Source organism: Micromonospora sp. NPDC047793 (assembly GCF_040642635.1).
In the GTDB taxonomy this organism is placed as follows: Bacteria; Actinomycetota; Actinomycetes; order Mycobacteriales; family Micromonosporaceae; genus Micromonospora.
This window is the reverse complement of sequence record NZ_JBEYSG010000001.1, coordinates 545,381-558,040: the sequence shown is the minus strand read 5'-3', so window position 1 is coordinate 558,040 and position 12,660 is coordinate 545,381. Positions and strand designations below refer to the sequence as shown.

The following is a 12,660-nucleotide window of genomic DNA, read 5'->3' as shown; positions in this document are numbered from 1 at the left end:
CTCCCTCAGACGCTGATCGTGGTCAGCGGCATCGCCGAATCCGCGGGCAGGTCGAGCCGGCTCGGCGCGACCCCCGAGGCGACCAGGTGCGAGCCGAGGGCCGCCACCATCGCGCCGTTGTCGGTGCACAGTCCCGGCCGGGGTACGCGTACCCGGATGCCGTGCCGCGCGGCCCGCTGCTCGGCCAACGCCCGCAGCCGCGAGTTGGCCGCCACTCCCCCGCCGATCACCAGGGTCTCCACGCCACTGCTGCGGCAGGCGTCCAGCGCCTTGGTGACCAGCACGTCGCAGACCGCCTCCTGGAAGGACGCCGCCACGTCGGCCACCGGCACCGGTTCACCGGCCCGCTGTCGTGCCTCCACCCACCGGGCCACCGCGGTCTTCAACCCGGAGAAGGAGAAGTCGTACCGGTGCGCGGCCAGGTCCTTGGCGGCGGTCAGGCCACGCGGGAACGCGATCGACGCCGGATCGCCGGCCCGCGCCTCCCGGTCGATGTAGGGGCCGCCGGGAAACGGCAGGCCGAGCAGCCGGGCCACCTTGTCGAAGGCTTCCCCGGCCGCGTCGTCGATGGTGGCGCCCAGCGGGGTGACGCCGTGCGCCAGGTCGTCGACGAGCAGCAACGACGAGTGCCCCCCGGAGACCAGGAGGGCGATCGCCGGCTCGGGCAGCGGCCCGTGTTCCAGCGTGTCCACCGCCACGTGCGCGGCCAGGTGGTTGACCCCGTAGACGGGCTTCTCGGCGGCGACCGCGTACCCCTTGGCCGCGGCCACCCCGACCAGCAGCGCACCGGCCAGCCCCGGGCCGGCGGTCACCGCGATCGCGTCGATGTCGGCGATCGTCACCCCGGCCTCGGTCAGCGCCCGCCGCATGGTCGGCACGATCGCCTCCAGGTGCGCCCGGCTGGCCACCTCCGGCACCACCCCGCCGAACCGGGCGTGCTGGTCCACGCTGGACGCGAGCGCGTCGGCGAGCAGGGTGTGCCCGCGCACGATGCCGACACCGGTCTCGTCGCACGAGGTCTCGATGCCGAGGATCAGGGGTTCGTCAGCCATGGGTGCTCAGTCCTGGTGGCGCTGCATCACCAGCGCGTCGGTGTTGCTCGGTTGGTAGTAGCCGCGCCGCACGCCGATCGGCTCGAAGTCGTACGACGCGTAGAGGCGCTGGGCCGGCGCGTTGTCCGCCGCGACCTCCAGCAGCACGCTGCGTACGCGCCGCCGGGCGGCCTCGGCGAGCAGGGCCTCCAGCAGTACCCGCCCCACGCCCCGGCGGTGCGCGTCCCGGCGTACCGCGATGTTCTGCACCCACGCCTCGTCGGGCGGCGCGACCGCCAGCCCGGCGTAGCCGAGCACCGCGCCGCCGTCGTCGGTCGCGACCAGATAGAAGTGCCCGTGCGACAGTTCGTTCCAGAACATCGCCGCGGACCACTGCTCGGCGCCGAAGAGGTCCGCCTCGATCGGCAGCACCTCGTCGATGTGCCACCACCGGAACCGGCCGAGCCGCACCAGGTCACGCTGCTTCGAGTCACACTGTGCGAGTTCACGCCGCACCGGATCGGTGCGTTGCCGCTCGCTCACGGCAGGACCGTCTTGCGGGCGGTGGCCGCCACCGCGTCCGGCCGCCGCAGATAGAGCGGGGTCAGCGTCTCGCCGGGCGCGCCGGCCCGGATGCGTTCGGCGGCCAGTGCGGCCAGTGCGGACGCGTCCGGGTAGCGCGGCTCCGGCCGCAGCGGCAGCCCGAGCGTCTCCGCGTACCGGTGCGCGCCGTCACCGACCGCCGCCGTGACGCCCAGTTCCCGGGCCCGCTCGGCGGCGACCGCCGGGGCACCGACCTCCGGCCCGACGAGCCGCTGCCCGGCGCCGTCGAAGACGGCCCAGTAGATCTCCCGGCGTCGCGCGTCACCGGCGGCCAGCACCGGCTCGCCGCTCGCCGCCGGGTATCCGATGGCGTCCAGGGAGCAGACACCGTACGTCGGTATGTCGAGCACCTGACCCATCGTGGCGGCGGTGACCAGCCCGACCCGCAGCCCGGTGAACGGCCCCGGGCCGAGCCCGGCGACGATCGCGTCGAGGTCGGCCGGGCGGACGCCGACGTCGGTCAGCACCGCGTCGACCTGAGGCGCGAGCAGCTCGCCGTGGGCGCGGGCGTCGACGGTGCACCGGTGCGCACGGGTCGTCACCGCCGTCGCGGTGACCTCGACCAGGGCCGCCGTCACCGCCGGCGTCGAGCTGTCCACCACGAGTACGAGCACAATGAGCCAGCCTAGCCGCACCGCCGACCGCCTCGTGGCGCCCCGCCCGCCCCCGATCGAAGCACCCGCACCGGCAGCCACCGCCGCCACCGACAGTGATCGGGCAAGTACTTCCGTTCGCCGAGCAACTTCTGCTCCCGCCACCACCGTCCCACCTCCGGACAGAGGAGGAATGTCGATTTGAAGGCCGCAGACGAGCAAGCGTTCCGGGAGTTCGTGACGTCCGAGATGGCGTCACTGCGCAAGCTGGCCTATGTGACCTGCGGGGACTGGCACGCGGCGGATGACGCGGTGGCCAACACACTGATCAAGCTGTACCCGCGCTGGCGCAAGGTGGAGCGCCCGGACCTGTACGCCAAGACCATGGTCTACCGGGCCGCCGTCGACGAGACGCGCAGGCCCTGGCGTCAGGGGCGGGAGCGGTCGGCCGGCTACGGCATTCCGGACGTTGCGGTGGACGACCCGAACGGCGCAACCGACGAGCGGCTACGGCTGCGCACGGCGCTGAACGCCGTACCCACCGGCCAACGGGCCGCCGTGGTGCTGCGTCACTACCTCGGACTCAGCCTGGAGGAGACGGCCCAGGTCCTGGGTTGCACCGTCGGCACGGCGAAGAGCCAGACGTCGCGCGGTCTCGCCAAGCTCCGCGAACTACTCGGAGCCGACCGGCTCAACAACATCGAGGACAAGGAATGGCATGTCGCAATTGCATGAGATCGTGGCGGCGGTGACCGTGGACGAGCCGCCCATGTCGCGTTCCGTCGACCAGATCGTCACGGCCGGCCGCAAGGCCGAACGTCGCCGTCGGGCGGGATTCGCCTCCGCAGGTGCCGCCGGCCTGGTCGCGGCCGTGGTCGCCGGCACGTTCGCGCTGACGCCGGGTGCGCCGGAGCAGCCGACCACGATCGTCGCCGGGGCCGCCCCGGGCGCGGAGGCCACCTGGTCGGACGCGCCGCCGTTCAGCTTCACGTTCCGCGCGTTCGACGCCGGTCCGCTGCGCGTGCAGGACCCCGTGGTGGTCTCCCCCGCCTATCAGATCGCCTCGGTCTACATGGACGGCAGAGTCACCCACGACCGGCCGGTCGAGGATTCCGAGACGCCCGTCCGTCGGAATGGGAAGCGCCCCCCGGCTGCCGGCACCGACGCGACCCAGCGACCGCTGTACGCCTACCTGACGCTCTACCGGCCGGGCGCGTTCGACCCGGCGGGGATCGTCGGCGGCACCTCGTCGACGATCGCCGGCCGCCAGGCCGTCGAGTCGACCGTCGAGCCGGCCGGCCGGCAGTTGGCCTGGGAGTACGCCGACGACGCGTGGGCCGTGGTGACCGCCTACACCAGCACCCCCGACCCCTCCATCGCGGACCTGTCGGCGCTGGTCACCGCCCTGAAGCCGAGCCCGGCGGTGCCCGCCACGCTGCCGTTCCGGGTCGGCTACCTGCCCGCCGGCCACACTGCGGTGGAGGCCGGCTCGCACGCCCTGCCCGGCCTGGTCGGCATCGCGCAGGCCCGCGCGGGCAACTACGGTGGCGTGACCTACGCCGACCCGGCCCCGGCGACCACCGGCCTGACCGCGCCGTACGGTGACAACGAGAGCGCCACCATCCCGGGCAGTGTCAGCATCTACGTCATGCCCGCCTCCTCGTCCAACCAGCGGGCGAAGGCCGGCAAGACGAAGTGCTACCAGGCGTCGGGGGACGCGTTCTGCAACCGCTGGACCACGGACGGCGCGGTGCAGGTGCAGGTGCTCGGCACCGGCGGGCTCTCCGTCGCGGAACTGACCAGGATCGCGGAGTCGGTCGAGGTGGCCGACGTGAACGACGAACTCACCTGGACCCCGGTGCCCCAGGCGCGGTAGCCCCTGGCCGACACCGACGATCCCGCTCGTCCGGCGCCGTGTCCCCGCCCCCGGGGGCACGGCGCCGTCGCCTGCCACCGTCCCTCATTTGTCCACAATGGAGGAACACGAGTCCATGCGCCCCAGAAGATTCCTACCGGCCGCCGTGGCCCTGCTGCTCGCGGCCGGTCTCGTTCCGGCGTCCCCGGCAGCGGCCGACGCGGCCGGGGCGGCTGCGCCCTCCGGCGGCGGTCGGACCGCGACGCTGATCACCGGTGACCGGGTCACCGTGACCACCGACGGCGGCGTCAGCGTCGTCCCGGGCCCGGGACGGTCGGAGATTCCGATGCTGACCAGCACGATCGCCGGCCGGGTACGGGTGGTGCCGGCCGACGCGCTGCCGCTGTTGCGGGCGGACCGACTCGACCCACGGCTGTTCGACGTGACCGGGCTGCTCGCCGACGGGTACGACGACGACCGACGTGCCGACCTGCCGATCATCGCCTCCACCGACAGTGGCGTCGACGGCACGATCGTGCACCGGATGACCAGCTTCCCGGCCACCGCGATGCACACCCGCAAGCAGGGCCTCGACCGGCTCTGGTCGGGGCTGACCCGCAAGGGCGCGAAGGGCAAGGTCTGGCTGGACGCCGTCGGGCGTTTCAGCGGCGCCGAGGGTATCCAGCAGATCGGCGCCCCGAGCGCCTGGCAGGCCGGCCTGACCGGCCGGGGTGTCACCGTCGCGGTGATCGACAGCGGGATCGACGCCACCCACCCCGACCTGGTCGGCCGGGTAGCCGCCCAGGTCGACTTCTCGCCGGTCTCCGAGGGCGGCGTACCCACCAGCGACGACGTCCGCGACCTGATGGGACACGGCACGGCCGTCGCCGCCGTCGCCGCCGGCAGTGGGGCCGCCTCGGCCGGCCGGTACCGGGGCGTCGCCCCCGAGGCGACGATCATCGACGCCAAGACCGGTGACTGGGACTCGACCGAGTCGGCGGTGATCGCCGCGATGGAGTGGGCGGCCGGCCCGAAGCGCGCCGCAGTCGTCAACATGAGTCTCGGCTTCCCGGACACCCCCGGCGACGACCCCCTGGAGATCGCCCTGCGCCGCCTGAGCGAGCAGCACGGCACGCTCTTCGTGGTCGCGTCCGGCAACAGCGGCGACAACGGCAACAACCCGAACGCCGCCCAGGACTACGACGTCGGGTCACCGGCAACCGCCGATGCCGCGCTGGCCGTCGGCGCGGTCGACCACGACGACCGGCTGGCGTCCTTTTCCAACCGGGGCCCACGTCTCGGCGACGACGCCGTCAAGCCCGACCTCACCGCGCCCGGCGTCGACGTCACCGCTGCCCGCAGCACCGACGCGTACGGCACCGGCCCCTACACCGACGGCCTGTGGGGCACCTCCTTCGCGGCGCCGCACGCGGCCGGCAGTGCCGTCCTGCTCAAGCAGAAGCACCCGGACTGGACCGGAGACATGATCAAAGCCGCGCTGATGGGTACGGCCCGACCGGCGTCGGGCGTCAGCGTGTTCGCTCAGGGCGCCGGGCGCGTCGACGTGGCCGGCGCGCTCGCCGGTACGGTCCTCGCCGACCCGCCCAGCCTGAGCCTCGGCACCCACACGTTCCCGCACACCGGCGCCGCGCCGACCAGCGGGACGGTCACCTACCGCAACACCGGCACCACGCCGCAGACCCTACGACTGAGCCTGACCGTGGACGGGCCGCAGACGGCGCCCACCTCCGGGATGTTCCGGGTGAACCCGTCGACGCTGACCGTGCCGCCCGGCGGCAGTGCCCAGGCCACCGTCACGGCCACCGCCTCGACGACGGCACCGGCCGGGCCGTACTCCGGGCGGCTGACCGCCGGCACCGGCGACGGCAAGCGGCTGACCACGCCGGTCGGGTTGGTCCGGGAGGCCGCCACCCACTCCCTGACGCTGCGGCATCTCGGCGCGGACGGTCAGGAGACCCGGGACTTCTACACCACCGTCGTGGGCCTGGACATCCCGTACACGTACGACTCGCTCCACCACTACGACGACGAGCAGGGCAGTGAGATCACCATCCGGGTGCCCGAGGGGCGCTACGCGGTCGTGTCGCAGATGTTCTCCCACCTGCCGGAGCTGACCTATCTGGCGCACACGAACCTGGCCGTGCGGGCCGACACCGACCTCACGCTCGACGAACGGGTCGGGCGTCCGGTCCAGGTCAGCGTGCCGGCAGCCGACGCGGTCCGCTCCGACAGCACCGTCCAGGTGGGCGTCCGCTCCGGCAACTCCTGGGTGACCGTCGGCGGCAGCAGCAACGCGTCGACCCGGATGCGGACGGCCCAGATCGGCGGGACCGGCAGCCGGGACGAGTTCGTCTCGGTGATCGGCACGGCGTTCGCCGACGGATCGGACCCCAGCCGGTACGCGTACCAGCTCGCCTGGCACCGGCCCGGCGCGCTGCCCACCGGCTTCACCAGGTCCGTCACGGCCGGAGAACTCGCCGTGGACCGGACCTCCGCCCGCGCCCAGGCCCCGGAGGGCCCGGCCGCGATGCAGTCGGCGCCGATCGTGCCGGGCTATCCGCTGACCCCGGCGTACGCCTCCACGCCGCTGGCGCAGACCCGCCACTTCAACACCGACGGCGGCATCAGGTGGGCCTCGCGGGTGTTCCAGTACTCGGACGAGGCCGTCGACTACTACACCGTCACCACGGCCGGACCGGCGATCGCCTACCGGCCCGGGCGGACCTACACCTCCACCTGGAACGCCCCGATCGTCGCGCCCTGCCCGACCGCCGGTGGCGGGTGGTCCGGCGACCAACTGGTCGTGCGGGTCGCCCCCTACTGCGACAGCGCCGGCCACCCCGGCCACGTCGAGCAGGAAACCCTCTCCGGTACGACCACCCTCTACCGCAACGGCACCGAGGTGGCCACCTCGGACCTGCCCGGTCACGCCCGATTCACCGTGCCGCCCGTACCGGGCAGTTACCGGCTCCACGTCGAGTCCACCCGGGCGGCCTCGTTCGGCCTGTCCACCCGGGTCACCGCCGACTGGACGTTCACCCGGCCGGTGACCGCGTCGCGCCTCATGGCGGTCCGCATGGCGCCGACCCTGGACGCCACCGGCACGGCACCCGCCGGCCGGTCCTTCACCATCCCGATCAGCAGCGCCGACGCCACGTCGGTCGGCCTGCGGGTCTCCTACGACGACGGCGCCACCTGGAAGTCGACCCCGGTCACCCGCACCGGCGCCGGCACCTTCCTCGGTACGGTCCGCCACCCGGCCGCCCCCGGGTACGTGTCCGTGCAGGTCACGGCCAGAGGTAGCGCCACCAGCCTGACCGAGACGGTGGTTCGCGCGTACCGGATCGGCTGATCCGAGGTGCCCCTTCACGTCGCCGCACGGGGATGTGAAGGGGCACCTCAGCGCACCAACGGCTCAACCGGCGGTGCGCTCCCAGTCGACGGTGGGCAGGCCGGCGTCGGCGAGGGCCTTGTTGGCCGCGCTGAACGGCCGGCTGCCGAGGAAGCCACGCGGGTTCATCGGGCTGGGGTGGCCCGCCTCCAGCACCACGTGCTGCGGATTGGTGACCAGCGCCGCCTTCTTGCGCGCGTAGCCACCCCAGAGCAGGAACACCACGCGCGACTCCTGGGCGTCCAGCGCCCGGATGGTGGCGTCGGTGAACTCCTCCCACCCCCGGTTGGCGTGCGAGCCGGGAGTGCCCTGCCGCACCGTCAACACCGAGTTGAGCAGCAGCACCCCCTGTGCCGCCCAGCCGTCCAGGTTGCCGCTGCGCGGCTTGGGCACGCCCAGGTCCTCGCCCAACTCCTTGAAGACGTTGCGCAACGACGGCGGCACCGAGACCTCCTCGCGCACGCTGAAACTCAACCCGTGCGCCTGGCCGACCCGGTGATAGGGGTCCTGCCCGAGGATCAGCACCCGGCAGGCCGACGGCGCGCAGAGTCGGTAGGCGGAGAAGAGGTCCTCGACCGGCGGGAAGACCGTCTGGGTCGCGTACTCCCCGGCGACGAAGTCGGCCAACGCGGCCGTGCGGGCCGGGTCGAGGTGCGGGGCGAGCACCTCGCGCCACGCCTCGGGAAGCAGGGCCGGCAGGTCGAGGGCGGGGGTGTCGTCGGGCATCGGCGGCCTTTCACCGGTCGGAACGTTTCCGGGCACTGTAGGCAGTGGGTACGACAGCGTTCGGCGCAGGGCCGTCAGCGCGGGACGGTCAACTCGGCCAGCCGGGCCGCCCAGTCGCCACCGACCGGCTCCAGCCCGACGACCCGGGTGTCGTCGTCACGCCGGTCGATCTGGATCCGCAGGTGTGCGTCGACCAGCTGCTCGACCAGCCCCTCGCCCCACTCGACCACGGTGACCGAGTCCTCCACCGAGGCGTCCAGGTCCAGGTCGTCGATCTCGGCCCGGGGGTCGCTCGCGGCTCCCAGGCGGTAGGCGTCGGCGTGCACCAACGCCACCCCGCGTCCGGTCGCCGGGTCCGGCCGGTGCACCCGGGCGATCACGAAGGTCGGCGAGGTGATGTCGCCGAGCACGCCCAGCCCGGCACCGATCCCCTGGGTCAACGCGGTCTTGCCGGCACCTAGCGGCCCGGTCAGGAGCACCAGGTCACCGGCGCGCAGCAGCCGCGCGAGGCGCCGCCCGAAGGCGTGCGTGTCCGCGACGGTCGGCAGCTCGAAACGGGTCACGGGCGGTCCCGCTCGCACGAGTCGAGGAAGCGGCTGACCGCGATGTTGACCTCGTCGGCGTGCTCCAGCATCACCACGTGCCCACTGTCGTGGATCTTGACGAACTCGGCGTGCGGCAGCCGCCGGACGATCTCCTCGGAATGCGTCACCGGCGTGATCATGTCCTTGTCTCCGACGATCACCAACACCGGCGTGTCCTCCAACGCGGCCAGCGCCGGGAACCGCGAGTGCGTCGCCAGCGTACGCAGATAGCGGGTCACCGTGTCGGCCGAGGTACGCGAGTTCATCTCCTCCACGTACGACACCAGCGACGGGCTCGGCTTACCGGTGCCGAAGCCGTACCTGCGGGTGAGCAGCCAGGCCACGTTGCTGGTGGACTTGCGGGCCCGGTCGATCACCGTTCCGCCGTAGCGGGTGACGTAGCCGGCCGTGTAGAGCACCGGCGCGCCGACGCGCCCGAGCAGAGCGGGCGCGACCAGCTTCGTCTCCGCCAGCAGACCGCCGGAGGTGGCCATCAGCACCGTGCCCACCACCCGGTCGTCGAACATCTCCGGGTACAGCTCGGCCAGCGACATGATGGTCATGCCGCCCATCGAGTGCCCGATCAGGACCAGCGGCCCGTCCGGTGCCACCTCGTCGATCACCCGGCGCAGCGTGTGGCCGAGCGCGACGAGGTCGTACTCGCCGCCCTCCAACCGCCCCGAACGGCCGTGACCGGGCTGGTCGTACGCCACGATCCGGTGCTCGCCCCGCCCGGCCAGCATCTTGCGCTGGAAGTGGAAGGTGCCCATGTCCAGGCAGAAACCGTGCACCAGCACGACCGTCGGGTTGCCCGCGACCGGACGGATCGGCTCGACCACCTCGACGTGCACGTCGGTGCCGTCGGGCAGCTCCAACCGGTGCGCCGCGTCGTAGTGCTGCTCGCCGAAGACCTCGTCGACGTACGGATCGGCCGGGTCGGCCTTGAGCCGGCGGACCAGGGCCCGTTCCGTGGCGACACCGGCGGCGAGCCCGGCGGCGGCCACGCCGAGTGCCGCACCGACCAGCCCGGCGGCCCGGCCGGCGGCGGTACGCGGTCGGGGGACCCTCACGCCGACCCGCCGTCGTAGACACGGGGCACCCGGGTGCTGCCGAAGCGGGTGACGATCTCGTAGTTGATGGTGCCGACCGCCTCGGCCCAGTCGTCGGCGGTGGGCGCACCGTCCGCGCCGTCGCCGAAGAGGGTGACCACGTCACCGGCGTCCACCGGATCGTCGCCGCAGTCCAGCACGAACTGGTCCATGCAGACCCGACCGGCGACGGTCCGCCGCCGGCCGCCGAGTTGCACCGGGCCGGTGCCGGAGGCCTGCCGGGGCACCCCGTCGGCGTAGCCCAGCGGCACCACGGCCAGCGTCGCGTCGCGCTCGGTGAGGTAGGTGTGCCCGTAGGAGACACCGGCGCCGGCCGGTACCCGTTTGGTCAGCATCACCCGGGCCCGCGCGGTCATCGCCGGCCGCAGCCCGTACGTCTGTCCGGCCACCGGCGAGAGGCCGTACACGGCCAGCCCGGGGCGGACCAGGTCGAAGTGGGTGTCGGGTCGGGTCAGCGTGGCCGCCGAGTTGGCCAGGTGCCGGTAGCGCGGGCGCAGTCCGGCCCGCTCGACCATGGCCAGCCCCTCGTGGAAGACCGCCAACTGCCGGTCCGTGGTGGGGTGTCCGGGCAGGTCCGCGTAGACGAAGTGGCTCCACACCCCGACCACCTCGACCAGCCCGTCGGCCTGGGCCTTGGCGGCGGCGTCGAGCAGCGCCGGCCAGTCGGCGACGGTCGCGCCGCCCCGGGCCAACCCAGTGTCGATCTTGAGGTGCAGCCGGGCCGGACGTTCCGCGCGTCGGCTCGCCCCGACCATCTCGTCGAGCTGCGGAAGGCTCGCCACCCCCAGGTCGACGCCGGCCGCGACGCCGGTGTGCAGCGGCAGCCCGGGCGCCAGCAGCCAGGCCAGCACCGGGGCGTCGATGCCCGCCGCCCGCAGGGCCAACGCCTCGTCCAGGGTGCAGACCCCGAGCCAGTCCGCGCCCGCCTCCAACGCGGCGCGGGCGGCCGGGACCATGCCGTGGCCGTAGCCGTCACCCTTCACCACCGCCATCAACTCGGCGCCGGTGCCGGTGCGCAACCGGTCCACGTTCTCCCGGATCGCGTCGAGGTCGACGCGTACCTCGGCCTGCCACATGCCCCCCACCCTACTTCCGCGCTGATCACCCGGGGTCGCCCCCGGCCGAGCACGGGGTGTCGGGCGAGTCCCCGACGACGGGTCAGGTGATCCGGGCCAGCACCGGCCGCAGCGCGTCGGCCACGTCGGCGGCGGCCACCGGACCGCCCCGCGCCGCCTCCCGACCGGCCAACCCGTGCAGGTACGCCGCCGCCGCGGCGGCCCGCTCCGCCGGCAGGCCGGACGCGAGCAGCGCACCGAGCAGCCCGGCCAGGACGTCCCCGGTGCCGCCGGTGGCCAGGGCCGGGGTGCCGGTCGGATTGACGTACGCCCGGCCGTCCGGCGTGCCGATCACCGTGCGGTTCCCCTTGAGCAGCACCACGGCGTTCGTCCAGGCGGCCAGCCGCAGCGTCGCGGCGACCCGGTCCGCGCCGGGCTCCTCGCCGCAGAGCCGGGTGAACTCCCGGTCGTGCGGAGTGATCACGATGGGCGCGTCGCGCTGCCGGAGCCGGTCGGCGAGCCGACCGTCGACCAGCAGCGTCAGCGCGTCGGCGTCCAGCACCACCGGCACCGGCGCGGCGAGCACCGTCCGCAGCTCGGCGGCGGCCCGGTCGTCCGTGCCCAGGCCCGATCCGCACACCCACGCCTGCACCCGACCCGCGTCGACCACCCGATCGGTGGCGATCACCGACGGGTAGCGGCGCACCACCTCCTCGCGGGCACCCCCCGCGTAGCGGACCAGGCCGGTCGGCCCGGCGAGCGCGCCGCCGACCGAGAGCACCCCCGCACCCGGATACGTCGCCGACCCGGTGGCCACCCCGACCACGCCCCGGGTGTACTTCTCCGAGGCCGCGCCGAGCCGGGGCCACCAGTCGACCACGTCGGGCTCCTCCACGACGTGCAGCGCCGGGCTACCCCGCAGCCACGGCCCCAGCCCGATGTCGACCAGCTCCACCTGCCCGGCGAGCGCGGCGGCGGGGCCGACCGCCAGAGCCGGCTTCCAGGCGCCGAAGGTCACCGTCACGTCGGCCCGCACCGCCTCGGGGCGACCGGACGAGGTCAACGGCACCGCCCCGGTGTCCACCTCGACGCCGCTGGGCACGTCCACCGCCACCACAGTCGCGCGACCACCGTCGCGCCCGTGCTGCCGCGACAGGCTCGCCGCCAACTGCTCGGCGGTCTCCCGCAGCCCGCCGCGCCCGCCGATGCCCACGATCCCGTCGAGCACCAGGTCGACCGTTGCCGGCGGGCGCGCCACGACCCGACCACCGGCGGCCCGCAACGCCGCCAGCCCCGCCGCGTGCACCCGGTCCGGCGCGAGCAGCAGCGCCGACACGGCCGCACCCCGCCGGGCCAGCCGGGCGCCCGCGTACAGGGCGTCGCCGCCGTTGTCGCCGGAGCCGACGAGCAGCAGCACCGGTGCCGCGTACACCCCGCCCCGGTCGGCGAGCAGCAACGCGCAGCGGCGGGCCAGCCCGGCGGCGGCGCGCTGCATCAGCGTGCCGGGAGGCAGCGCGGCCATCAGTGCGCTCTCGGCCGCCCGGACCTCCGCCACCCGCCAGACCGGCCGCATGTCACACCCCGTCTCCCGCGTCCCGCACGCGATCGGTGCCGACGATCACGCGGCCACCCTACCGGCGGGCGGGCCGCAGGATAGCCCTTGTCCACATACCCGACGGCCCCTGTGGACGA

General features: G+C 73.9%; 11 protein-coding genes. 3 read left to right on the top strand and 8 right to left on the bottom strand.

The window, feature by feature from the left end:
- Positions 1 to 5: 5 nt before the first annotated feature.
- The 3 genes from tsaD to tsaB all read right to left on the bottom strand — a co-directional run bounded on the left by tsaD (position 6) and on the right by tsaB (position 2,248).
- Positions 6 to 1,052: a tRNA (adenosine(37)-N6)-threonylcarbamoyltransferase complex transferase subunit TsaD gene (gene tsaD / locus ABZ738_RS02590; RefSeq protein WP_357210482.1), complete on the bottom strand. Its 1,047-nt coding sequence runs from the start codon at positions 1,050 to 1,052 to the stop codon at positions 6 to 8.
- A gap of 6 nt (positions 1,053 to 1,058) precedes the next feature.
- Complete coding sequence (gene rimI / locus ABZ738_RS02585) at positions 1,059 to 1,502, bottom strand: ribosomal protein S18-alanine N-acetyltransferase (protein WP_357210918.1); 444 nt, start codon at positions 1,500 to 1,502, stop codon at positions 1,059 to 1,061.
- Between the two features lie 68 nt (positions 1,503 to 1,570).
- Positions 1,571 to 2,248: a tRNA (adenosine(37)-N6)-threonylcarbamoyltransferase complex dimerization subunit type 1 TsaB gene (gene tsaB / locus ABZ738_RS02580; protein WP_357210479.1), complete on the bottom strand. Its 678-nt coding sequence runs from the start codon at positions 2,246 to 2,248 to the stop codon at positions 1,571 to 1,573.
- Positions 2,249 to 2,428: 180 nt separating this feature from the next.
- Between tsaB and ABZ738_RS02575 the strand changes: the two genes are divergently transcribed.
- The 3 genes from ABZ738_RS02575 to ABZ738_RS02565 all read left to right on the top strand — a co-directional run bounded on the left by ABZ738_RS02575 (position 2,429) and on the right by ABZ738_RS02565 (position 7,455).
- A complete protein-coding gene (locus ABZ738_RS02575; RefSeq protein ID WP_131057862.1) occupies positions 2,429 to 2,962 on the top strand; it encodes a SigE family RNA polymerase sigma factor in 534 nt (177 codons plus the stop codon).
- Positions 2,946 to 4,103 (top strand): hypothetical protein, encoded by a 1,158-nt coding sequence (locus tag ABZ738_RS02570; protein ID WP_357210476.1) that lies wholly within the window; start codon positions 2,946 to 2,948, stop codon positions 4,101 to 4,103. The genes ABZ738_RS02575 and ABZ738_RS02570 overlap by 17 nt, the downstream gene beginning before the upstream one ends.
- Positions 4,104 to 4,218: 115 nt before the next feature.
- Positions 4,219 to 7,455 (top strand): S8 family serine peptidase, encoded by a 3,237-nt coding sequence (locus ABZ738_RS02565; RefSeq protein WP_357210474.1) that lies wholly within the window; start codon positions 4,219 to 4,221, stop codon positions 7,453 to 7,455.
- A gap of 63 nt (positions 7,456 to 7,518) precedes the next feature.
- On the opposite strand, the gene ung is transcribed toward ABZ738_RS02565, so the two are convergent.
- From ung to ABZ738_RS02540, 5 genes are all read right to left on the bottom strand, one after another.
- Entirely contained in the window at positions 7,519 to 8,220 is a 702-nt protein-coding gene (gene ung, locus ABZ738_RS02560) for a uracil-DNA glycosylase (RefSeq protein ID WP_357210472.1), read from the bottom strand.
- A gap of 74 nt (positions 8,221 to 8,294) precedes the next feature.
- Entirely contained in the window at positions 8,295 to 8,801 is a 507-nt protein-coding gene (gene tsaE, locus ABZ738_RS02555; protein WP_131055872.1) for a tRNA (adenosine(37)-N6)-threonylcarbamoyltransferase complex ATPase subunit type 1 TsaE, read from the bottom strand.
- Complete coding sequence (locus ABZ738_RS02550; protein WP_357210468.1) at positions 8,780 to 9,874, bottom strand: alpha/beta hydrolase; 1,095 nt, start codon at positions 9,872 to 9,874, stop codon at positions 8,780 to 8,782. The genes tsaE and ABZ738_RS02550 overlap by 22 nt, the downstream gene beginning before the upstream one ends.
- Complete coding sequence (gene alr / locus ABZ738_RS02545; protein ID WP_357210466.1) at positions 9,871 to 10,989, bottom strand: alanine racemase; 1,119 nt, start codon at positions 10,987 to 10,989, stop codon at positions 9,871 to 9,873. Before alr ends, ABZ738_RS02550 begins: the two co-directional genes overlap by 4 nt.
- An 82-nt stretch (positions 10,990 to 11,071) precedes the next feature.
- Entirely contained in the window at positions 11,072 to 12,541 is a 1,470-nt protein-coding gene (locus ABZ738_RS02540; protein WP_357210463.1) for an NAD(P)H-hydrate dehydratase, read from the bottom strand.
- Positions 12,542 to 12,660: the final 119 nt, after the last annotated feature.